This window comes from Rhizobium sp. NPDC090279 (assembly GCF_044769665.1).
GTDB lineage: Bacteria > Pseudomonadota > Alphaproteobacteria > Rhizobiales > Rhizobiaceae > Rhizobium.
On the sequence record NZ_JBIVYI010000010.1, the window covers coordinates 182517 to 202988 of the forward strand.

Sequence of the window (20472 nt, forward strand, 5' to 3'; positions counted from 1 at the left end):
TCCGATACAGCTGACGGGCCTTAAAAGCCCGGAAAACGCGAATTCAGGAGTTTCAAACATGGCAGCTAAAGAAGTAAAATTCGGCCGCAGCGCCCGCGAAAAGATGCTTCGTGGCGTCGACATCCTCGCTGACGCAGTGAAGGTCACGCTCGGCCCGAAGGGTCGTAACGTCGTTATCGACAAGTCCTTCGGCGCTCCGCGCATCACCAAGGACGGCGTCACCGTCGCCAAGGAAATCGAACTCGAAGACAAGTTCGAAAACATGGGCGCCCAGATGGTCCGCGAAGTTGCTTCGAAGACCAACGACATCGCCGGCGACGGCACCACGACCGCAACCGTTCTTGCCCAGGCCATCGTTCGCGAAGGCGCCAAGGCAGTTGCAGCCGGCATGAACCCGATGGACCTGAAGCGCGGCATCGATCTCGCCGTTGCTGAAGTCGTCAAGGATCTCCAGGCCAAGGCCAAGAAGATCAACACGTCGGAAGAAGTCGCACAGGTCGGCACGATCTCGGCAAACGGCGAAAAGCAGATCGGTCTCGATATTGCTGAAGCCATGCAGAAGGTCGGCAACGAAGGCGTCATCACGGTTGAAGAAGCCAAGACCGCCGAAACCGAACTCGAAGTCGTCGAAGGCATGCAGTTCGACCGCGGCTACCTCAGCCCCTACTTCGTGACCAACCCGGAAAAGATGATCGCCGACCTCGAAGACGCGTTCATCCTCCTGCACGAGAAGAAGCTCTCGAACCTGCAGGCCATGCTCCCGGTTCTCGAAGCCGTCGTTCAGACCGGCAAGCCGCTCCTCATCATCGCTGAAGACGTCGAAGGCGAAGCTCTTGCGACCCTCGTCGTCAACAAGCTGCGCGGTGGCCTGAAGATCGCTGCCGTCAAGGCTCCGGGCTTCGGCGATCGCCGCAAGGCCATGCTGGAAGACATCGCCATCCTGACGGGCGGCACTGTCATCTCCGAAGACCTCGGCATCAAGCTCGAGTCGGTTACGCTCGACATGCTCGGCCGTTCCAAGAAGGTTTCGATCTCCAAGGAAAACACCACGATCGTCGACGGCGCTGGCGCCAAGTCCGACATCGAAGGCCGCGTTGCCCAGATCAAGGCTCAGATCGAAGAAACCACCTCTGACTACGACCGCGAAAAGCTGCAGGAACGCCTTGCAAAGCTCGCTGGCGGCGTTGCCGTTATCCGCGTCGGCGGCTCGACGGAAATCGAAGTCAAGGAAAAGAAGGACCGCATCGACGACGCTCTCAACGCGACGCGCGCTGCTGTTCAGGAAGGCATCGTACCGGGCGGCGGCACGGCTCTGCTGCGCTCCTCCGTCAAGATCACCGTCAAGGGTGAAAACGACGACCAGGAAGCCGGCGTCAACATCGTTCGCCGCGCGCTGCAGGCTCCTTGCCGCCAGATCGCTGAAAACGCTGGTGACGAAGCCTCCATCGTTGTCGGCAAGATCCTCGACAAGAACGAAGACAACTTCGGCTACAACGCTCAGACGGGCGTCTACGGCGACATGATCGCCATGGGCATCGTCGACCCGGTCAAGGTCGTTCGCACGGCTCTGCAGGACGCAGCTTCGGTTGCTTCGCTGCTGATCACCACCGAAGCCATGATCGCCGAGCTGCCGAAGAAGGACGCTCCTGGCGGCATGCCTGGCGGCATGGGCGGCATGGGCGGCATGGACATGATGTGATAGGCCAACGGCCTAATTACAGAAATGTCCATAAAGCTTCGCCCATGCACTTTAGTGCTTCAGGCCGCCAAGCGGCCTGAAGTGGCGGCATGGACATGATGTAATAGGGCATTAGCCTTATTGCGACTGTTCATTCCGGCATCCGGAATTGACGAAGGGCGGCTCTCGGGCCGCCCTTTTTTAATTGCGCCCAAATGATACAGCTGCGGTAGCAGCAAGGTTTCCCGGCATAACAAATTTTGCAACTTGCCCATTGCTGTTTTCAGAAAAGCCCCTATAACTCGCAGCGCAGCGATTTTGGAGAGTTAGCTGTAATACACGTAATTTTTACTTCTTTTGAACGCGCTTAACCTGCGGCCCGGCGTGGCCATGACCTTGAGCATGAGCGCTGCTCGAATTTATTACTTGAAATGACTTCATAGACTGGAGCACCATCCCGAAAAGCATTGCCGACACGGATCAGCAGAGCCAACGTCTCTGCACATTTGTAGCGGCGTGAAATGCAGGGAGGCCATCCATCTGGAGGGGTAAGGAATTCAAGTGAAGCGCGCGGGGGGACCATGCGCTCATGTGGGGATCATCTTGTTCAAGATTGCCAGAGCCAATTTTTCCGTACCATTTGCACCCGGCTCGCTGGAGTTCGAAGGCCATAATCCGGATCTTCTGGCGCAGTTCTGTGTTTCCGAGGGATGGACGGGCGATCTTTCAAGCGGCATCATCAAGCTCGGGCAATGGAGCACGATGCTGCACGGGCTGAGCTCCTCGGAATGCGGCCTATTGAGCCTCATGCATTGCTATGACCTGCATGACCGGGTGCGTATTCTCGATCTCTTCGAGCAGGCGGCAACCGCCAACTCCTCCTTCTGCTATTCCTCGACGACGCTCGGCACGGGCGGCCATCGCCAGCCGGTCTTCTGCGTCGGCGAATCCGTTGCTGCGGACAAACACCATGCCGGCAGCATGGTCGGCGTCTTCCTGTTTCCGCGCTTCAAGCTAGAACCGGGCAGCCAGTTGGCGACCCGGCAGTGATTTGAAATGCGCTAGCGGCAGCGCCTGGCCACCGCCTCCGCAAAAAGCATCATCAATCCCGCTTCGGAATGCTGAGGCCACGCTGGCTTGCCGGCCGCGCAAGAGCGCGCTCCAGCCAGGCCATCACAGAGGGGAAGCTTTCGAACTCCAGAACCTCGCGGCCGCCATAGAAGACATCCACACCGCGAACCCAAGGGAAGGTCGTGATGTCGGCAATGGTATATTCATCGCCCATGATCCACTGACGCCCTTTCAGACGTTCATCCAGCACGCAGAGAAGGCGCTTGGCCTCATCGCGGTAGCGCTCGACCGGATAGGGGTTATTGGCAACCTTTTCGGCGGCGAACTTGAAGAAATGGCCGAACTGGCCGAACATCGGGCCGACACCGGCCATCTGGAAGAAAACCCATTCCAGCGTCTCGTAACGTCCGGCGGCATCGTTCGGGATGAGCTTGCCGGTCTTTTCCGCGAGATAGACCAGGATCGCGCCCGATTCGAACAGGCCGATCGGTTTGCCGCCGGGACCATTGGGATCGATGATCGCGGGAATACGGCCATTCGGGTTCAGCGATATGAATTCCGGCGACTTCTGGTCGTTGGTGCCGAAAGAGATCAGATGCGGCTCATAAGGCAATCCAAGCTCCTCCAGCGCGATCGAGACTTTCACGCCGTTCGGCGTCGGCAGCGAATAGAGCTGGATAATGTCCGGATTGCTGGCGGGCCAGCGCTTCGTGATCGGAAAAGACGAAAGATCGGCCATGGGCTTGCTCCTGAAACCATGATTTGACGACTGATTTGGCGCCACCATAGCCGATACGGCCTGCATGGGAAGAGTGATCGAAACGCCCATTGTTCAATGATTGTGAACTAATTGTGCGCAGTTGTTTATCTTTTCAGCCTCCCAAAAATCACAGATATCTGTCTCCAGAATTTGTCGCCACCAAACCGAACCGCTTCCATTGGAGACCGCAATGTCCAACACCAACAACATCATCATCCTTGTGGCGCGCATCCTGCTCGCCTTCATGTTCATCTTCGCCGGCTTCGGCAAACTGACCGATCCGGCAGGCACTGCCGGCATGATCGCCGGTGCCGGCATGCCGGCCGCAACGCTGCTGACCTACCTTGCCGGCACGTTTGAATTCGTCACCGGCGTCTGCGTTCTCATTGGCTTCCAGGTCCGCATCGTCGGCTGGCTGCTCGCCGCCTTCTGTGTCTTCACCGGCGTTCTTTTCCACCTGCCGACCGTCAACGTTCCGGACTTCCCGGCTGCTGCCAACGGCTGGATCAACGGCCTGAACTTCGTCAACTTCCTGAAGAACATCACGCTCGCTGGCGCCTACATCATGCTCGCCACCAACGGCGCAGGCGTGTACTCGGTCGACGCACGCCGCGGTGCATACGCAACCGCCTGATTGCTGCATATCCCCTAAAGACAAAAGGCCCGCCGGAACTCCGGCGGGCCTTTCTGCGTCGATAAGAAACAGGAACGATCAGAGCGCGCCGCGCACCGCCGAAATGACCCGCTGGACCATCGGATCGCCGTCGTGGCTTTCCTTGCGGGCGCGCACCAGGCAAGCCTCAGAACGCAGGATGATCCCGTCCGACAGGACTTTCAGATGGTTCGCCCTAAGCGTCGATCCGGTGGAGGTGATGTCGACGATGATGTCGGCGGAGCCCGCTGCCGGTGCCCCTTCGGTAGCCCCGAGGCTTTCGACGATGCGGTAGAGCTGGATGCCGTGCTGGCTGGAGAAGAACTGCTGCGTCAGCCGCCAGTATTTGGTGGCAACCGTCAGCCGGTGACCATGACGGGTGCGGAAATCCGCGGCGACATCGCCGAGATCGGCCATGGTGTCGACATCGAGCCAGATTTCCGGCACGGCGACGACAACATCGGCCTGACCGAAGCCGAGCCTTGCGCAGAATTCGACGCGGCGATCGGCTTCCGCCATCCCTTCGCGCACGAGATCTTCACCGGTAATGCCGAAATCGACGCTGCCATTGCCGATCTCCCGCGAGATCTCCGAGGCCGACAGGAAGGCAATCTCGACACCATCCCAGCCTTCGACGCGGCCGCGATAGGAGCGGTCATTGCCGACGGCGACGATGGGCATGCCGGCGCGCTCGAAGACCGCGGCGCAATCGTCCTTCATGCGGCCTTTGGAGGGAAGCGCAATGGTAATGGTCATCAGGCTGCCCTCGCGGTTTCGATGCGATCGAGCCAGAGCGCGAAGCCGACGGCCGGAATATGATCCTTGGCGCCGAGCAGGGTCATCAGCCGGTCGAAACGGCCACCGCCGGCAAGCACGGCGCTTGATCCTTCCACCGTCACTTCGAAGACGAGGCCGGTATAGTAGTCAAGCGGGCGGCCGAAGGCGGCGCGATAGTCGATCTTCGCGGCGTCGACACCGGCTTTGGCCAGCGCCTTGACGCGCGCATCGAAGCTCTTCAATGCGCTCCCAAGATTCAGTCCCGCCGCATCGGCAAAGCCGGCCAGTGCGGCGGAGGCGTCCACCAGAGGCACGCTCAAGGACAGAAACTCCTCCAGCACGCCGAAGGCTGCATCGTCGAGGCGGGTTTCGGACAGGACCAGCTTCTCGCGAAGACGGCGGGCGATTTCCTGCGGCGAGCGGCTGGCGTTGGTGGAATAGCCGGTCGCGTGCATGGTGGCGTCGATATGCTTGACCAACCCTTGCTCGTCGCCACGGCTGAGGAAGTCGAACACATGCGGATCGAGCCCGGTGACCGGCTGCGGGCTTGCCAGACGCGCCAGCAGGGTTTCGAGCTGCATCATGTTGCCGAAGGCGTGGATCAGGCGCTTCTGCCAGCCTGTGGGCAAGCCGAGCGCCTGGACCACGGCCTCGAACACGGCCTGATCGCCAAGCGTCACCGAGAGCGGTTTGCCAGGCACCATCCGGTTCAGGATACCGATGGCGTCACCGATGGCGCGGGCATCGGCGCTGGCCGTGTCGCCATCACCCAGATCCTCAATGCCGGCCTGATAGAATTCATGGCCGCCTTCGCGGCGCTGGCGAAAGATTTCACCGAGATAGGAATAGCGCTTCGGCGTGCCGGTGGCGGTTTCGATATGGCGCAGGCAGACCGGAATGGTGAATTCCGGGCGCAGGCAAAGGCTGGCGCCGGTCTCGCTTTCGGTCATGAAGATGCGACGGCGCAGATCCTCGCCGGCCATATCGAGAAACGGCTCGGCCGGCTGGATGATGGGCGTATCCACCCTCTCCGTCCGGCGGCCGGTAAATTCATCCAGCAGATCGCCGGCAAAATCCGGAAGGTTGATCAGGGGCATCAGCCTGCCCTCTTACGATCTTCCGCCTGCGCCGCCAGTATTTCCAGTACCTTGGCAACCAAATCGGCTTCCGGCACGGTTTCTTGCGCTACGCGCGCCTCGCGCCAGCTGGCATTGTCCTCGATTTCGCCGGAGAGACGCTTGCCCTCGATCAGGTCCTTGAGCTGGACGACACCCTGGGCTCGCTCGTCGCCGCCCTGGATGATGGCGATCGGGCAGCCGCGACGATCGGCATATTTCAGCTGGTTGCCGAACTTCTTCCAGTTGCCCTGGAACATCTCGGCGCGAATACCGGCGGCGCGCAGCTGCTGCGTGAAACGCTGGTAACGACCCATGGCCTCGACATCGCCGTCCATGACGGTGACGAGCACGGGCTCGATCACCTCTTCCGTACCGAGCTTGCCGAGGTTCTTCAGCGCCGTCATCAGGCGTGACACGCCGATGGAGAAGCCCGTGGCCGGCACCGGCTGGCCCATGAAGCGCGAGACGAGGCCATCATAACGACCGCCGCCGCCGACGGAACCGAAGACGACCTTTTCGCCCTTCTCGTTGGTGACGTCGAACAGCAGCTCGGCTTCGTAGACCGGGCCGGTGTAATATTCGAGGCCACGCACGACGGAGGGATCGATCTTGATGCGATCCGACTGATAGCCGGCACTGGTGACGAGGCTGCCGATGAAATTCAGCTCCTCGACGCCTTCGCCGCCATTCGAGGTGCCGGCAACCAGCTCGGCGAGCTGCGCGGCGCTTTCGGCATAGTCCTTGATGCCGACGAAGAAGAGCACCTTGTCGATCTGCCCGGCATCGAGGCCGGCGCCCTTGGTGAAGTCTCCGGACTCATCCTTGCGGCCGGGACCGAGCAGCAGTGCAACGCCTTCAGGACCGAACTTGTCGAGCTTGTCGATGGCGCGCAGCACGTTCAGCCGTTGGCCGACCTTGTCGTCGCCGCCGAGACCGATCGCTTCCAGCACGCCGTCGAGAACCTTGCGGTTGTTGACGCGGATCACATAATCGCCGCGCTTGATGCCGAGGGCTTCCAGCGTATCGGCCATCATCATGCACATTTCGGCATCGGCCTGAACGCCCGGCGCGCCGACGGTGTCGGCATCGAACTGCATGAACTGGCGGAAACGGCCCGGGCCCGGCTTCTCGTTGCGGAAAACGTAGCCGGCGCGATAGGTGCGATAGGGAAGCTGGATCTCGTTGAAATTCTCCGCGACATGACGGGCGAGCGGCGCCGTCAGGTCGTAGCGCAGCGACATCCACTGCTCGTCGTCATCCTGAAGCGAAAACACGCCTTCGTTCGGCCGGTCGCTATCGGGCAGGAACTTGCCGAGCGCATCGGTATATTCGAACAGCGGCGTTTCGACAGGATCGAAACCATAATGCTCATAGACCGCGCGGATTTTTGCGGTCATCTCGTTGACGGCGCGAATGTCGCTGGCCGAACGGTCGACAAAGCCACGCGGCAAGCGGGCCTTGAGCTTCTGTGGTTTCTTCTGCTTATCGCTCATCTGTAGGGTAATCCGGTACGGGAACAGTGGCGGTTAACTAGCGGATTGGGCGGAATGCGGCAAGGATTGTTATATGTTAGCGGCCACCAAAACCGACAAAAGCGGAAGAGAGCGACATAGATATCATGCCATACGCGATCGTTTTGAAATGTGCGAATGATACCGCCGCGCCGGTTATGGATCTCTGGCAGGAGGCCAGCAGGTTCGAAACCGCTCCATCGATGCAGGCGCTGAACTATCCGCCGCATCTGACGCTTGCCGTCTATCAGGAGATCGCCGTATCCTCGCTTTTCGCCGCGGCTCGGAAGACTTTCGCAAACATGCCGCCGCTAACAGTCGAATTTTCCGGTATCGGCCATTTTCCAAACGAGATGCTGGTGCTCTGGGCGCGTCCGACGGACGATCGAGTCCTTAGGGAGATACACCGTGCCGTTCACGACGAGATCGACCCTGTCCTCTGCCACGAGCATTCCCGCCCGGATCGCTGGCAGCCGCATTGCACGATCGCGATGAAGATCCCCGCGAGCTCTGCGGACCAGGCGCTGACATGGGCGGCTAGAACGGACGCCCGATTTACGCTCACCTTCGATGTGGTGGACTGCATCAGCTTTCCACCGGTCGAAATCCTGAAAGAAGTCAAATTGCGGCCTTGATCGGCTTTCAGTGTTCAAGCGATGCAATTCGCGCTTGCCTTCGCGGGCTGCACGGCTAGGTTTCTGTTCATGCGCGTGCTTGCGATCCTGACAATGCTGATTGCCTGGTTGCTCTACGGTGCCATGCCGGCGCTGGCGAATTGCCCTGTCTGCGATTCCGCCATGGCAATGCCCGTGGCATTGACCATGACCATGCACGAAGGCATGGCCGATATGCCTGGCATGTCCGGCGATCGCGACATGGCACAACATCAGGAGAAGAAGCCGGAGAACCCTTGCGCCGGCGGTATGGCGCATGTGGCGTCCTGTGCCGCCTGCCTCGCCCTGACTCCGACACTTACGGCCGCAGGCGGCAAACATCTTTTCTCGTATCCGGTGCCTGCGCCGGGCCAGCGCCTTGCCGGCTCGCGGCCGCAGCCGACGGCGCCGCCTCCCCGTTTCGCCTGACGACCATCCGCATTCAATCAACAAGCGGCTGCCGCTTAGATCCAGATACCGTCCAGAAACGGAGAGAATACCTATGTCTACGTCAAAATCGCTAATCCTCGCCGGAGCTTTCGCCTTTGCCATCGCCCTTCCTGCCTATGCAGACGACATGCAGGGCATGGATATGAGCAAGCCCATGGGCGACCAGAGCGCTTCCAGCAAGGCCTACAACGACGCCATGGGCAAGATGCACAAGGACATGATGATCACCTACAGCGGTGATGCCGATGCGGATTTCGTCCGCGGCATGATCCCGCACCATCAGGGCGCGATCGACATGGCGAAGATCGAGCTGAAATACGGCAAGGACCCCGAACTGCGCAAACTGGCGGAAGGCGTCATTACCGCGCAGGAAGCCGAGATCAAGGAAATGAAGGCCTGGCTGAAGAAGCACGGCAAGTAAATCATCTCCAGTGAGAGAGGCGGCATCCATGCCGCCTCTCTCAACGACCGGAATGCGGCCGGCGGAATACCCCATCCAGCCAATCGGAAACGGCGCGGATGCGGACGAGCTGACGAAGCTCGGCATGCGTGAGCAGCCACATTTCGCGCAAAGGCGGATTTCGGTCGCCACTATCGACGCGGCAAATACCTTCTGCACTCTCGGCCAGGATTTTCGGCAGCAGCGCGCGCCCTAATCCTGCAGCCGCCGCCTGAAGGAGAGCTTCGGCGTCATTGACGACAAGCGGGCTGGTACGGCCTGTTTTTTCCGCCTGCGCGGCAATCCAGCGGGCGTGCGGCAGATGCATCATCGCGTCTTCATAGACGATCCAGGGCAGATCTTCCGCGTGACTTTCCTGCCCGGCTGCGACGTAGACGGCATAATCGAGGGTCGCAATCCGCCTGGCGACGACCCTGCCATTTGCCATGTCGGCGGGCCTTGCAAGACGTAGCGCCATGTCTGCTTCGCGCCGGGTCAGGCTGAAATTGCGGGCATCGCCTATGAGTTCCAATTGCAGGCCGGAGTGGCGTGCCAGAAAACCGGGCAAGGCCGGAATGAGCAACCGGCTGAGGAAGGATGGCGCCGCCGTGAGGCGCACCCTGCCGAGCGCCATCGGATCGGCCGCGTCCAATGCGCCGGACAAAGCCATGACTTCCGCCTCGATCGTCTCGGCTTTCGCCACCGCGATCTCGCCGGTCGGCGTCGGTGACATCGCGCCGCCTGCATCGCGCGAAAACAGCGGGGTGCCGAGCCGCTCCTCCAGAATGCGCAGGCGGCGGCCGACCGTCGTCGCATCGGTCCTAAGCGCCCTGCCGGCTGCGGCAAAGGAACCGCCCCGTGCAAGGGCCAGCACATGACGCAGATCGTTCCAATCGATATCGTGCAATTTTGCAGCTCCAGACGGCAAATTCACCGCGTGTGGCGGCATTATTACAGTCATAGACTGAGAATATCCAGCCAGGAGATGACCATGACCCTATTTGCAGTTCTGTTCGAAGACGACCGGCAAAACGCCGCCGCCATCCGCAAGGACTATCTGCAACGCCACTTCGCCTTCCTGAAGGCGAATGCCGCTTCCATCAGAACGGCGGGGCCGCTCAGCCGGGAGGGTGACGCTTTCGCCGGCGGCCTGTGGCTTGTCGAGGCGCGGACCTCAGATGATGTCGACCGGCTGGTGAAGGAAGATCCATTCTGGGCGGCCGGGCTCCGGAAAACAGTGCAGATTTTCGCATGGAACCGGGTGTTCACCGAGGGCGTGCTCCTCAAGTGACGATGTGACGGATGGCGCGCCTTTCAGCCTTCCACACAGCAATCAATCCATGATCGCAGGCAGTCGTTGGGCCAAGAGGTCGATGACCACGCGCATCTTCAGCGAAAGCTGCGGCGTCTGTGGCCAGACCGCATAGATATCCACGGCCCGGCTGGAAATATTCCTCATTGCCGGCACGAGTGTTCCCGCAGACAGGTATTGACGCACCAGCCAGCAGGGCAGCCATGTGATCCCCATTCCGGACGCCGCCGCTGCCGCAAGCACCTCCAGATCGTCGAAACGCAGGCGCGTTGCGGCAAGATATTCGGCGGCTGAGCCATCGTCCTGCAGGAAGGTCCATTTCTTCACCTCGCCGGACCGCGCGTAGGCAATCAGATCATGATTGCCGAGGTCAGCTATGATCTGGGGTGTGCCTCTGGCGGCAAGATAGCCGGGAGACGCGCAAAGTATCATCCGAGTGGAGGTGAGCTTGCGGGCGGCAAGACCTGCCTCGTCCCGTAGCACCCCGTTGCGAATGGCAAGATCGAAGCCCTCGTCGAACAGATCGACGACACGATCGCTGAAGGACAGGTCCAGTTCAAGCTTGGGGTGGATGCGCGCCAGTTCCAACAGCTGCGGCGCCGCACAGCAGCGGCCGAAGAGCACAGGCATGGAGATGCGCAGGCGCCCCGTGACCTCGCGCTTGCCCGATTCGAGCATGGCCTCGCCCGACTGTATCTCGTCGAGCGCCCGGCGGCAGCGCTCGTAGAAGGCCTGGCCTTCATCCGTCAGGTTTTGCATGCGGGTCGTGCGGTGAAAAAGGCGGACGTTCAGACGGCGCTCCAGCCGCGCGATCGTCTTGCCGATCGCCGAGCGCGAGAGGTTCATACGCGCCGCCGCCGCCGAAAAGCCGCCGGCCTCGACCGCTTCCACGAATTCCGGAATGCCGTTGAGCATGTCATTCATCGCAATTGCTTCCTTCAGGGAACCAGTTAGTGGAATTTATATCGCCACTGGCGACCTTTAGGCAACGATATAGTCATCTTCTGCTTCCATTCCTCCCAGGAGATGATGATGACGAAGACCATGAAGCGCTGGACCCTAGAGACGATCAGTGTCGGCGCTCCCTTGAACCTGACTGAAACGGCTGTGCCGACGCCTGCGCGCGGCGAAGTCCTCGTGCGGGTCAAAGCCGTTTCGCTCAACTATCGCGACAAGCTCGTTCGCGAGACCGGTATGGGGCTGCAAATCCAGTTTCCCTTCGTGCCAGCCTCCGACATGGCAGGCGTGGTCGAAGCGGTCGGAGACGATGTCACCAGATTTTCAGTCGGCGATCGGGTCATTTCCACTTTCCATCCAGGCTGGATCGACGGCAAGCCGCTCGGCGATGCCCGCAATCCTCCTTATAAGACGCTTGGCGGCTTCTATCCCGGCGTGCTCTCCGAATATATCGCAGTGCCGGAAGACTGGTTCGTCTCGGCGCCGACGAGCCTCGATTATGCCGAGGCAAGCACTTTGCCCTGCGCCGGCCTGACGGCATGGTTCGCGCTCGTCGAGCGTGGCAAGATCAAGCCCGGAGACAGCGTGTTGGTACAGGGAACGGGCGGCGTGGCGCTGTTCGGCCTGCAGATCGCCGCAGCACAGGGCGCCGAGGTCTTCGTAACCTCATCGGGACCGGAAAAGCTCGCATGCGCCAAGGCGCTTGGAGCCCATCACGGCATCGATCGCAACACGAGCGATTGGGTGGAGGAAGTCTATCGCCTCACCAACGATCGTGGCATCGACCACATTATCGAAATCGCCGGCGGGCCGAATTTCGGCCAATCGCTGAAGGCGGTCGCACCTCACGGCCGGATTTCCGTCATCGGCGTCCTCGAAGGATTTGACATCTCCGGTCCGGCTGGACCACTGCTGCTGAAGTCTCCCACCGTGCAAGGCATCGGCGTCGGCCACCGCCGCTCGCTGGAAGATTTCGTGCGCGCCGTCGACAGCATCGGCCTGAAGCCCGTCATCGACCATCGCTATGCTCTCGACGAGGTGCCTGCAGCCTTCGATCATCTCGATCGCGGCCCGTTCGGCAAGATCGTCATCGAGCTATAATGACAGCCGGGCCGCCGCTTCTAGCGGCGGCCCGGCTTCTGCATGTCTCAGGCCTTCGGCTCGAACGGCTGCGGCACGCGCAGCGCGCCCTGGCGGGCGAGCATCCAGCCGGGATATTCGGGCGTAAGCGCGCTGACTTCATCGAGCTTGGCCATGTCGTCGGCATCGAGCTTCAGCTTGACGGCCGCGAGATTCTGATCGAGCTGGTCGAGACGCTTGGCGCCGATGATGATTGATGTCACGAAGGGCTTCGCCAGTATCCAGGCAAGCGCCACCGTGGCGACGTTGGAGCCGTGCTTTTCCGCCACTTGGCGCATGGCGGCGACGCAGGCCCAGGCGCGGTCCTTGTCGACGGGCGGGAAATCGAAGCTCGCGCGCCGCCCTTCGCCGTTGCCGGGAGCGCCGGGACCATATTTGCCCGACAGCAGACCGCCGGCGAGCGGCGACCAGACCATGAGACCGAGTTTTTCTTCTGCCATCAGCGGCACGATCTCGCGCTCGAGATCGCGGCCGGCGATGGAATAATAGGCCTGCACCGTCTCGAAGCGGGCGAAACCGCGGCGCTCCGAAATGCCGAGCGCCTTGGCGATGCGCCAGGCCTGCCAGTTGGACACGCCGACATAGCGAACCAGACCGCGCGAAACGAGATCGTCCAGCGCCCGCAGCGTCTCATCGATCGGCGTCACCGTGTCCGTGGCATGGATCTGGTAGAGGTCGATGTGATCGGTCTGGAGGCGATCGAGGCTTGCCTGCACGGAATCCATGATATGGCCGCGCGAGGCGCCGCGGTCGTTCGGCTTGTCGCCCATGACGCCGTAGACCTTGGTGGCGATGACGACATCCTTGCGGGGAACGCCGAGATTCTTCAGCGCTTGGCCGAGCAATTTTTCGGAATTGCCGAGCGAGTAGACGTCGGCGGTGTCGATAAAGTTGACGCCCGCGGCCAGCGAGCCTTCGACGATCCTGTCGGCCAGCGCCTGATCGACATCGGCGATCGAGCCCCAAGGAGTATTGGGATTGGCTTCGCCGAAGGTCATCGTGCCCAGGCAAAGTTCGGAAACGAACAGCCCGGTATTGCCGAGTTGATTGTAACGCATAGGAGAAATTCCCTTGTGATCAGCCGGAAGATACTTCCGGCCGGTGGACTCATATTCTCTTGGCTATAATTTGGCCTCGGCACGGCAAGCGCTGCCCTGGAGAGGTCATAGGACAGTCGTCGAGGCGCGGCTCTGGCTCCGCGGCGATCGAGACAACAACGACATAATGCACCGGAAACCAATTTCAACGCGAGACCCCGGGTCGATCACGATGCGGTTACCGGCTCTTGCTCTTGCGTCCAGCTGGGCGCGGACTAGACTCCGGCCTTCATGTCATGCGCAGAACGGACACACCGATGACGCACCGCCCCTTGACCACGATCGGCTTCGATGCCGATGACACCCTTTGGCAGAACGAGCAGTTCTACCGGCTGACGGAACTGCAATTTACCGACCTTCTCGCCGATCACGCCGCAAGCGATACCATTTCCGCGCGGCTGCTGGAGGCGGAGAAACGCAATCTCCGCCATTACGGCTTCGGCATAAAGGGCTTTACCCTTTCGATGATCGAGACGGCGATCGAGATCACCGAGGGCGAAGTACCGTCGAACGTCATTGCGCAGATTCTCGATATCGGCCGCGATCTTCTCGCCCATCCCGTCGAGACCCTGCCGCATGTGCGCCAGACGCTGGAAGCGCTTTCAGGCAAATACCTGCTTGTCGTCATTACCAAGGGCGATCTCTTCGATCAGGAACGCAAGCTTGCCCAATCGGGGCTTGGCGATCTGTTCGATGCCGTCGAGATCGTCTCCGACAAGAATGCATCCACCTATCGCCGCATCTTTTCCAAGGTGGGCGACGGGCCGGAACGGGCAATGATGATCGGCAATTCGCTGAAATCGGACATCGTGCCGGCGCTCGCGGCCGGCAGCTATGGCGTCTTCGTACCGCACGAGCTGACATGGTCCTTCGAACATGTCGCCGAACCGAGCGAGGCGCCGCGTTTCCGCAAGATCGGCCATCTTGGCGAGCTGCACGGCATCATCGAGGCGCTGTCCTGAGCGTTACTGTCCCTGCTTGGAGCGCGGAGGAAACAGCATCGGCCCCTGATCCTTCTGCTGGTCGGCAGGCTGCTGCGCGGCCGGCGGATTGGGATCGATGAGGATTTCGTAAGGGGCGCCGAGACCGCGGCGACGGGTGACGCGCGAATAATACGGCTTGATCAGCCAGGTCGTATCCTCGTTGACGGTGACGTCGGCCGTGTTGCCGTCCTCGTCCGTGCCGAAGAAGGATTCGTCATCGTTCGACGATAGATCGAAGATCGCCATGTAGGCGTATTTGCTCTTCGAGCTGAAGGTGATCCGCACATGCTGGCCCTTCTTTAGCGGCAGCATGTAGACCTTGCCCTTGCCGAACTTCGTCCAGCCCGTCAGCTTCTCCAGAACCGCCGGCAAGGCGATCTTCTCGAGCTTTTCACCGCGATCGAGCTGCGGCAATTGCTGTTGCTGGGTATCGGTTTGAGCCTGGGCGGCGGCAGCGCCAAACAGTGCAGATATCGCCAGGGAAAGGCCGAGAAGCGCAGCCCTCACGGTCGCACCAATGCACTGCGCATCGCCTCCACCTCTTTCCGGCAATAGCAGCCTTCGATGTGATCGTTGACAAGGCCCATGGCCTGCATGAAGGCATAAACCGTGGTCGGACCGACAAAGGTCCAGCCGCGTTTCTTCAAATCCTTCGAAATCCGGGTGGAGGCGGGCGTCGTCGGATTGGCGCGAAGATGCGCAAGGTCGAAGAGCTCGGGGCGCTCGGCAACGGGCGGCTCGTGGCTCCAGAAATAGCGGGCGAGCGATCCGAATTCGTCACGCAGCTCGATGGCGCGCCTGGCATTGTTGATGGTGGAGACGATCTTGCCGCGATGGCGGATGATGCCGGCATCGGCAAGGCAGCGTTCGATATCGGCCTCGCCGAATTCGGCGACCTTCTCGAAATCGAAGCGGGCGAAGGCGGCGCGGAAGTTCTCGCGCTTGCGCAGGATCGTCAGCCAGGAGAGACCCGATTGAAAGCCCTCCAGGCAGATCTTTTCGAACAGCCTGATATCGTTGACGACCGGGCGGCCCCATTCCTCGTCGTGATAGCGCTGATATTCCGGCAGGTTGCCGTGCCAGAAGCAGCGGTCCTTGCCGTCTTCGCCGGTGATGATGCCCGTTTCGGCCATTTTCGCGATTCGTCCCCCATTTCAGCGCGCGCTACCGGAAACCAGTAAGCAACTACCGGATAAAACCAGATCAATCAAATGCTTAAATTCATAAGCTGATTTCGGCGACCGCGCATTCCGATTCATGATTTACCATTTGCAAACCATCTTTCAAAACCGGGCGGTAACCCTGACAAAGCTTTATCGGTTTCGCGGCATTTTGATGAACAGATGTTTACCATTCGCTCGCGTGCAAGTGGCACCATGGTCTCGACCGGGCGCTTTTGCGCCCATCCTCGGCCCATGTGTAGAGAGTTTGTCCGATGATGAAACATGCCGTTCTGTGTGCCGCGGGCGCTCTGAGCCTGCTTGCGTCAACCGCCTTTGCCGACGATCGCTACCAGTCGCGTCCGCCCGTTATCGTCAGCCCCGATCTGACTGCCCCCTGGGTGATGCAGCTCGGCGGCGACAATGTGCAGCCGGTCGTCTACCCCCGCCCGATGGCGCGCCGCGCTGCCGATCCCGGAATGGAACAGCAGGCCAATCCGCAGGTGCGCCGGGTCGTGCAGCCGCGCGGACTGTTTTCGCGCCCCGTCGTGCAGCAGGTCGCCATGGCCCGTCCGCAATATCCGGCAATCCGCGGCCAGATCGATCCGCAGTTCCTGCCGCAGATCGTCGACTACCAGACCAAGGAAAGACCCGGCAGCATCGTCATCGACACCAATAACCGCTTCCTCTATCTGGTGATGGATGGCGGCAAGGCGCGTCGCTACGGCGTCGGCGTAGGCAAGCCCGGCTTCGAGTGGGCCGGCGCCCATACCGTCACCCGCAAGCAGGAATGGCCGGATTGGACGCCGCCCGCCGAGATGATCTCGCGCGAAGCCGCCAAGGGTCATTATCTGCCGGCACGCATGGACGGCGGCGAAGGCAATCCGCTCGGTGCGCGCGCGATGTATCTGGGCTCGACGCTCTATCGCATCCATGGCACCAATGCGCCCTGGACCATCGGCAATGCCGTCTCCTCCGGCTGCATCCGCCTGCGCAACGAAGACGTCATCGATCTCTACAATCGCGTCAAGGTCGGCACCCGCGTCACCGTCATGTAATCCCGAAGAGCTTTCGGGCCTGCGCGGCGATACTACTCCGTCGAAGGGGCAGTCTTCGCCGCGCCGGAAAGCCCTCGACTATAATTCAGACTATAGTCTGATCTTCGATAGAACAGAGGATGGTTCTTCCAGGCAGTTCTCCCCACCGGGCATTTTGATCTTGATCCCCTCGCCGGTTCCGGTAGTTTCCTACCGAATTCAACGAGGGGAATGCCATTATGAAAGCAGCATTATCGATCGTGACGACAGGCGTCGTTGCGGCGTGTCTTCTTGCGGCGTCGAATGCAGCCGCCTTCACCGCTTCCGCACCTTATACGGCACCGGCTACACGCGGCGACGTGGTTCGTGTCGCGATGGAGCCGCAAGGCCAGGTTAAGCCGCAGTTCCAGCGGCGCATGGTGCGGCTTGCGACGAATGAGGAGCCGGGCACCGTCATCGTCGATACCAACAACAAGTATCTCTACCTCGTCGAAGGCAACAATCGCGCAAGGCGCTATGGCATCGGCGTCGGCCGCGACGGTTTCGGCTGGTCCGGCGTCGTCAAGGTCGGCCGAAAGGCGGAGTGGCCGGGCTGGACGCCACCGCCGGAAATGCGCGTGCGCGAAGCCAAGAAGGGCCACAAGCTGCCGGCCTACCAGGAAGGCGGCGAGGACAATCCGCTCGGCGCACGCGCCATGTATCTCTATCGCAACGGCAACGACACCGCTTTCCGCATCCATGGCACCAACCAGCCCTGGAGCATCGGCCTCAACATGTCGTCCGGCTGCATCCGCATGATGAACAAGGATGTCACGGATCTCTACGATCGCGTTCCCGTGGGCACCAAGGTCATCGTCGTCGGCCCCGGCAACAAACAGGGCGAGGTCAGCTATCAGGATCGCGGCGTCGATGTGCTGAGAACCCTGTTCGGCGGCTGAGAAGACATAGGCATTTGTCTGGTTCGAATCAGGCATAAAAAGCGGGCGTTCCGAACCATGGCATGGCACCATTCATGCTGGACGGGAACGCCCGCATCCCTTGCAATGGCTTGTTCCGCACAGGTCCCGGCAAAGACCGCTGTTGCGCCAGCGCTACAGCCTGCAATTTATCGAGCCGACCCTTCGCAAAAGAGGCGATTCCCTTCAGTTTGCCGACAGTTTTCGCGCCTAACCCGTGCCTGGCTACCGGTGACTGCAATAGAAGTGTCACGGAAGCGCGCTTAGATGGCAGCACTTTGGCATCCGGGGATTTCATATGTATCGTGCATTTCACAACAGGCAGCCGGCACTCGCCGCGCTTGCGACTTCCGCATTTATACTTGCCGCCAGCTCTGCCTCGGCGGAAATGCAGTTTTCCGCCTATGGCGGCATACAGGGCGCGACGGGCGGCAACGTAACCACTTCGGACGGGGCCGATTTCGACCCGAACTGGTCGGGCAAGTCCTTCAAGATGCCGCCCTATTTCGGCTTCCGCGGCATCTGGTGGCTTGATCAGTTCGACAAGCCGAACTGGGGCGTGTCGCTCGATTACACCCATGCGAAGGTCTATGGCGATCTCGGCAATACGCCCGGCTGGTCGCATTTCGAATTCACCGACGGCCTGAACATGCTGACGCTAAACGCGCTTTACCGCTTCCAGGACCCCAGCCGTAACTGGACGCCTTATGTCGGCCTCGGCGCCGGCATCAACGTGCCGCATGTCGAAGTCACACGCGCCTCGGGCACGACCTTCGACTACCAGTTTGGCGGCGCTTCGCTGCAGGCACAGGCCGGTGTCAGCTATCAGTTTGCCAAGCACTGGTCGACCTTCGTCGAATATAAGGGCAACTACAACTTCGTGAACGATGTCTCGATCGACAGCGGCGACACGCTGAAGACCAGGGTCTTCACGCACGCGCTTAACTTCGGCGTCTCCTTCAACTTCTGAAGATCATTCGCCCGACCTTCGCAATCAATCCCCCAAACCGGTTCAGGCCAGGGGGATTGTGTGCTATCATCCAGCACATGAGCTTCTTCTACTATAGATGTGACTGGATTCATCCGGAAAGCGAGGAGCCGACCATCGTCTACTACGAGGTCGATGTCGCCGGCGATGTCCCGCGGCTCATCGATGTGTTTGCCGATGGCCGCCGACACTGCATGTCGGTTGCCGATATTTCCGTGCGCGGACACGACATCCAACGCCTGACCAGCCTGGTGGAGGGCTCATTTTACGACGGCGTCGCCGGACTGGTGGACGGCATCTTCTTCGAAGAGGGCCAGGAGCGCATCAGCATGACGCGCATCGCAGCAGACAAATTCGAAGGCGAATGGCACGCATACCGCCTACCTACGCCGGACAAGCTGCATTAGCCCCCGGACGGCCGCAGGCCCTTCAGCTTGGCCGGAACTTCGCCGCCATAGGCCCAATCCAGCAATTCCACCGTATGCAGGATGGGAATGGTTGTTCCCGTGGCGATCTGCGTGATGCAGCCGATATTGCCCGTGGCGATGATATCGGCTTTCGTCGCCTCGATATTCCTGACCTTGCGCGCCTTCAGCTCCGCTGAAATCTCCGGCTGCATGATGTTGTAGGTGCCCGCCGAGCCGCAGCAGAGATGCCCTTCCGCCGGATCGCGCACCGTGAAACCGGCTGCCTTCAGCAGCAGCTTCGGCGCCGTGGTGATCTTCTGCCCGTGCTGCATGGAACAGGCGGAATGATAGGCGACCGTGATGCCGCGCGGCATATGCGACGGCAGCTCGAGGCTTGCGAGATATTCGGTGATGTCCTTGGCGAGCGCCGAAACCCTTGCCGCCTTTTCGGCATAGGCCGGATCGAGCCGCAGCATGTGGCCGTAGTCCTTGATCGTGGTGCCGCAGCCCGATGCGGTGATAACAATGGCGTCGAGCCCTCCGGCATCGATCTCGCGCATCCACACATCGACATTGGCGCGGGCTGCAGCAAGCGCCTGTTCCTCGCGGCCCATATGGTGGACCAGCGAGCCGCAGCAGACCTCCCCTTCCGGCGCCACGACCTCGACGCCGAGGCGGATCAGAAGGCAAATGGTGGCCGCGTTGATCTCCGGATCAAGGACAGGCTGGGCGCAACCCGTCAGGATCGCCACCCGGCCGCGCCGCGCCGCCTGCGGTGCATGCACCCCCGGCTTGGCAAAGGGCGACGGCGCGGGGATGCTCCGAGGCGCAAGATCAAGCATGGCGGCAAAGGCCTTCAAGGCCGGAACACGCTTCAACAAGCCCTTGAACGGCCGCCCGAGGCGCGCAAGCTTAAGGGCCAGCCGGAAACGGACCGGATAGGGCAAGACGGCCGCCAGCACATTGCGGGTCAGGCGGTCCATCAGCGGGCGCCTGTAGGTGTTCTCGACATGGGCGCGCGCATGGTCGATCAGGTGCATGTAGTCGACACCGGACGGACAGGTCGTCGTGCAGGCAAGACAGGAGAGACAGCGATCGATGTGCGTCACCACCTCGGCATCGGCCGCCCGCCCGTTTTCCAGCATATCCTTGATGAGGTAGATGCGGCCGCGCGGGCTGTCGAGCTCGTTGCCGAGCGTCACATAGGTCGGACAGGTGGCGGTGCAGAAGCCGCAATGCACGCATTTGCGCAGGATCGCCTCGGACTCGGCCACATGCGGATCGGCAAGCTGTGCGGGCGTGAAATTGGTTTGCATCAGACAGCCC

General features: G+C 61.0%; 23 protein-coding genes. 13 read left to right on the plus strand and 10 right to left on the minus strand.

The window, feature by feature from the left end; translation table 11 throughout:
• The first annotated feature begins 58 nt into the window (after window positions 1–58).
• Both groL and ACIQWP_RS24765 read left to right on the plus strand, forming a co-directional pair.
• The gene (gene groL / locus ACIQWP_RS24760; RefSeq protein WP_402793300.1) at window positions 59–1699 is read left to right on the plus strand and encodes a chaperonin GroEL; all 1641 of its coding nucleotides are present in this window, start codon (window positions 59–61) and stop codon (window positions 1697–1699) included.
• A 582-nt stretch (window positions 1700–2281) separates the two neighbouring features.
• Complete coding sequence (locus ACIQWP_RS24765) at window positions 2282–2728, plus strand: hypothetical protein (protein ID WP_402793302.1); 447 nt, start codon at window positions 2282–2284, stop codon at window positions 2726–2728.
• A gap of 52 nt (window positions 2729–2780) precedes the next feature.
• Here ACIQWP_RS24765 and ACIQWP_RS24770 read toward each other — a convergent pair whose 3' ends face one another.
• Window positions 2781–3488 (minus strand): glutathione binding-like protein, encoded by a 708-nt coding sequence (locus tag ACIQWP_RS24770; RefSeq protein ID WP_402793304.1) that lies wholly within the window; start codon window positions 3486–3488, stop codon window positions 2781–2783.
• A gap of 211 nt (window positions 3489–3699) precedes the next feature.
• On the opposite strand from ACIQWP_RS24770, the gene ACIQWP_RS24775 reads away from it, so the two are divergent.
• Window positions 3700–4143: a DoxX family protein gene (locus ACIQWP_RS24775; RefSeq protein WP_402793306.1), complete on the plus strand. Its 444-nt coding sequence runs from the start codon at window positions 3700–3702 to the stop codon at window positions 4141–4143.
• 78 nt (window positions 4144–4221) lie between these two features.
• Here the strand turns inward: ACIQWP_RS24775 and hisG are convergent, their stop codons facing one another.
• The 3 genes from hisG to hisS are packed head-to-tail and all read right to left on the minus strand — an operon-like array spanning window position 4222 to window position 7549.
• Window positions 4222–4917 (minus strand): ATP phosphoribosyltransferase, encoded by a 696-nt coding sequence (gene hisG, locus ACIQWP_RS24780; RefSeq protein ID WP_402793308.1) that lies wholly within the window; start codon window positions 4915–4917, stop codon window positions 4222–4224.
• Window positions 4917–6035, minus strand: coding sequence for an ATP phosphoribosyltransferase regulatory subunit (locus ACIQWP_RS24785; protein ID WP_402793310.1), 1119 nt, complete (start codon window positions 6033–6035; stop codon window positions 4917–4919). The genes hisG and ACIQWP_RS24785 overlap by 1 nt, the downstream gene beginning before the upstream one ends.
• Window positions 6035–7549, minus strand: coding sequence for a histidine--tRNA ligase (gene hisS / locus ACIQWP_RS24790; protein WP_402793312.1), 1515 nt, complete (start codon window positions 7547–7549; stop codon window positions 6035–6037). Before hisS ends, ACIQWP_RS24785 begins: the two co-directional genes overlap by 1 nt.
• A gap of 125 nt (window positions 7550–7674) precedes the next feature.
• Between hisS and ACIQWP_RS24795 the strand changes: the two genes are divergently transcribed.
• The 3 genes from ACIQWP_RS24795 (at window position 7675) to ACIQWP_RS24805 (ending at window position 9091) form a co-directional block, all read left to right on the plus strand.
• Complete coding sequence (locus tag ACIQWP_RS24795; RefSeq protein ID WP_402793314.1) at window positions 7675–8202, plus strand: 2'-5' RNA ligase family protein; 528 nt, start codon at window positions 7675–7677, stop codon at window positions 8200–8202.
• A 69-nt stretch (window positions 8203–8271) separates the two neighbouring features.
• Window positions 8272–8649: a hypothetical protein gene (locus ACIQWP_RS24800; RefSeq protein WP_402793316.1), complete on the plus strand. Its 378-nt coding sequence runs from the start codon at window positions 8272–8274 to the stop codon at window positions 8647–8649.
• Between the two features lie 73 nt (window positions 8650–8722).
• Window positions 8723–9091, plus strand: a complete 369-nt coding sequence (locus tag ACIQWP_RS24805) for a DUF305 domain-containing protein (RefSeq protein ID WP_402793318.1) — start codon at window positions 8723–8725, stop codon at window positions 9089–9091.
• Between the two features lie 40 nt (window positions 9092–9131).
• On the opposite strand, the gene ACIQWP_RS24810 is transcribed toward ACIQWP_RS24805, so the two are convergent.
• Window positions 9132–10016, minus strand: a complete 885-nt coding sequence (locus ACIQWP_RS24810; protein WP_402793320.1) for a LysR family transcriptional regulator — start codon at window positions 10014–10016, stop codon at window positions 9132–9134.
• An 84-nt stretch (window positions 10017–10100) separates the two neighbouring features.
• Here ACIQWP_RS24810 and ACIQWP_RS24815 point away from each other — a divergent pair, with 84 nt between their 5' ends.
• Window positions 10101–10400, plus strand: coding sequence for a YciI family protein (locus ACIQWP_RS24815; protein ID WP_402793322.1), 300 nt, complete (start codon window positions 10101–10103; stop codon window positions 10398–10400).
• A gap of 42 nt (window positions 10401–10442) precedes the next feature.
• Here ACIQWP_RS24815 and ACIQWP_RS24820 read toward each other — a convergent pair whose 3' ends face one another.
• Window positions 10443–11345, minus strand: coding sequence for a LysR family transcriptional regulator (locus tag ACIQWP_RS24820; RefSeq protein WP_402793324.1), 903 nt, complete (start codon window positions 11343–11345; stop codon window positions 10443–10445).
• Window positions 11346–11453: 108 nt separating this feature from the next.
• Between ACIQWP_RS24820 and ACIQWP_RS24825 the strand changes: the two genes are divergently transcribed.
• Window positions 11454–12479: an NAD(P)-dependent alcohol dehydrogenase gene (locus ACIQWP_RS24825; protein WP_402793326.1), complete on the plus strand. Its 1026-nt coding sequence runs from the start codon at window positions 11454–11456 to the stop codon at window positions 12477–12479.
• Between the two features lie 47 nt (window positions 12480–12526).
• Here ACIQWP_RS24825 and ACIQWP_RS24830 read toward each other — a convergent pair whose 3' ends face one another.
• Window positions 12527–13576 (minus strand): aldo/keto reductase, encoded by a 1050-nt coding sequence (locus tag ACIQWP_RS24830; RefSeq protein WP_402793328.1) that lies wholly within the window; start codon window positions 13574–13576, stop codon window positions 12527–12529.
• Window positions 13577–13872: 296 nt separating this feature from the next.
• Here ACIQWP_RS24830 and ACIQWP_RS24835 point away from each other — a divergent pair, with 296 nt between their 5' ends.
• Window positions 13873–14577 carry an HAD family hydrolase gene (locus ACIQWP_RS24835; protein ID WP_402793330.1) on the plus strand — a complete coding sequence of 235 codons (705 nt, stop codon included), beginning with the start codon at window positions 13873–13875 and terminating at the stop codon, window positions 14575–14577.
• A gap of 3 nt (window positions 14578–14580) precedes the next feature.
• Here ACIQWP_RS24835 and ACIQWP_RS24840 read toward each other — a convergent pair whose 3' ends face one another.
• Together ACIQWP_RS24840 and ACIQWP_RS24845 are read right to left on the minus strand one after the other, a co-directional pair.
• Entirely contained in the window at window positions 14581–15105 is a 525-nt protein-coding gene (locus ACIQWP_RS24840) for a hypothetical protein (RefSeq protein ID WP_402793332.1), read from the minus strand.
• Window positions 15102–15731, minus strand: a complete 630-nt coding sequence (locus ACIQWP_RS24845) for a DNA-3-methyladenine glycosylase I (RefSeq protein WP_402793334.1) — start codon at window positions 15729–15731, stop codon at window positions 15102–15104. Before ACIQWP_RS24845 ends, ACIQWP_RS24840 begins: the two co-directional genes overlap by 4 nt.
• A 302-nt stretch (window positions 15732–16033) precedes the next feature.
• Here ACIQWP_RS24845 and ACIQWP_RS24850 point away from each other — a divergent pair, with 302 nt between their 5' ends.
• From ACIQWP_RS24850 to ACIQWP_RS24865, 4 genes are all read left to right on the plus strand, one after another.
• The gene (locus tag ACIQWP_RS24850) at window positions 16034–16816 is read left to right on the plus strand and encodes a L,D-transpeptidase (RefSeq protein WP_402793336.1); all 783 of its coding nucleotides are present in this window, start codon (window positions 16034–16036) and stop codon (window positions 16814–16816) included.
• Between the two features lie 218 nt (window positions 16817–17034).
• On the plus strand, window positions 17035–17733 hold the full coding sequence (locus ACIQWP_RS24855) for a L,D-transpeptidase (RefSeq protein ID WP_402793338.1): 699 nt from the start codon (window positions 17035–17037) through the stop codon (window positions 17731–17733).
• Between the two features lie 316 nt (window positions 17734–18049).
• Window positions 18050–18721 carry an outer membrane protein gene (locus tag ACIQWP_RS24860; RefSeq protein WP_402793340.1) on the plus strand — a complete coding sequence of 224 codons (672 nt, stop codon included), beginning with the start codon at window positions 18050–18052 and terminating at the stop codon, window positions 18719–18721.
• 56 nt (window positions 18722–18777) lie between these two features.
• Window positions 18778–19146 (plus strand): DUF6881 domain-containing protein, encoded by a 369-nt coding sequence (locus ACIQWP_RS24865; RefSeq protein ID WP_402793342.1) that lies wholly within the window; start codon window positions 18778–18780, stop codon window positions 19144–19146.
• Here the strand turns inward: ACIQWP_RS24865 and glcF are convergent.
• On the minus strand, window positions 19143–20462 hold the full coding sequence (glcF, locus tag ACIQWP_RS24870) for a glycolate oxidase subunit GlcF (protein WP_402793344.1): 1320 nt from the start codon (window positions 20460–20462) through the stop codon (window positions 19143–19145). The genes ACIQWP_RS24865 and glcF overlap by 4 nt on opposite strands.
• Window positions 20463–20472 lie beyond the last annotated feature (10 nt).

Excerpts from the sequence above, each read along its gene's own strand:
- groL (WP_402793300.1), top strand. The coding sequence starts at position 59 with ATGGCAGCTAAAGAAGTAAAATTCGGCCGCAGCGCCCGCGAAAAGATG.
- ACIQWP_RS24770 (WP_402793304.1), bottom strand. The coding sequence starts at position 3,488 with ATGGCCGATCTTTCGTCTTTTCCGATCACGAAGCGCTGGCCCGCCAGC.
- ACIQWP_RS24775 (WP_402793306.1), top strand. The coding sequence starts at position 3,700 with ATGTCCAACACCAACAACATCATCATCCTTGTGGCGCGCATCCTGCTC.
- hisG (WP_402793308.1), bottom strand. The coding sequence starts at position 4,917 with ATGACCATTACCATTGCGCTTCCCTCCAAAGGCCGCATGAAGGACGAT.
- ACIQWP_RS24785 (WP_402793310.1), bottom strand. The coding sequence starts at position 6,035 with ATGCCCCTGATCAACCTTCCGGATTTTGCCGGCGATCTGCTGGATGAA.
- hisS (WP_402793312.1), bottom strand. The coding sequence starts at position 7,549 with ATGAGCGATAAGCAGAAGAAACCACAGAAGCTCAAGGCCCGCTTGCCG.
- ACIQWP_RS24795 (WP_402793314.1), top strand. The coding sequence starts at position 7,675 with ATGCCATACGCGATCGTTTTGAAATGTGCGAATGATACCGCCGCGCCG.
- ACIQWP_RS24800 (WP_402793316.1), top strand. The coding sequence starts at position 8,272 with ATGCGCGTGCTTGCGATCCTGACAATGCTGATTGCCTGGTTGCTCTAC.
- ACIQWP_RS24805 (WP_402793318.1), top strand. The coding sequence starts at position 8,723 with ATGTCTACGTCAAAATCGCTAATCCTCGCCGGAGCTTTCGCCTTTGCC.
- ACIQWP_RS24815 (WP_402793322.1), top strand. The coding sequence starts at position 10,101 with ATGACCCTATTTGCAGTTCTGTTCGAAGACGACCGGCAAAACGCCGCC.
- ACIQWP_RS24820 (WP_402793324.1), bottom strand. The coding sequence starts at position 11,345 with ATGAATGACATGCTCAACGGCATTCCGGAATTCGTGGAAGCGGTCGAG.
- ACIQWP_RS24825 (WP_402793326.1), top strand. The coding sequence starts at position 11,454 with ATGACGAAGACCATGAAGCGCTGGACCCTAGAGACGATCAGTGTCGGC.
- ACIQWP_RS24830 (WP_402793328.1), bottom strand. The coding sequence starts at position 13,576 with ATGCGTTACAATCAACTCGGCAATACCGGGCTGTTCGTTTCCGAACTT.
- ACIQWP_RS24835 (WP_402793330.1), top strand. The coding sequence starts at position 13,873 with ATGACGCACCGCCCCTTGACCACGATCGGCTTCGATGCCGATGACACC.
- ACIQWP_RS24845 (WP_402793334.1), bottom strand. The coding sequence starts at position 15,731 with ATGGCCGAAACGGGCATCATCACCGGCGAAGACGGCAAGGACCGCTGC.
- ACIQWP_RS24850 (WP_402793336.1), top strand. The coding sequence starts at position 16,034 with ATGATGAAACATGCCGTTCTGTGTGCCGCGGGCGCTCTGAGCCTGCTT.
- ACIQWP_RS24855 (WP_402793338.1), top strand. The coding sequence starts at position 17,035 with ATGAAAGCAGCATTATCGATCGTGACGACAGGCGTCGTTGCGGCGTGT.
- ACIQWP_RS24860 (WP_402793340.1), top strand. The coding sequence starts at position 18,050 with ATGTATCGTGCATTTCACAACAGGCAGCCGGCACTCGCCGCGCTTGCG.
- glcF (WP_402793344.1), bottom strand. The coding sequence starts at position 20,462 with ATGCAAACCAATTTCACGCCCGCACAGCTTGCCGATCCGCATGTGGCC.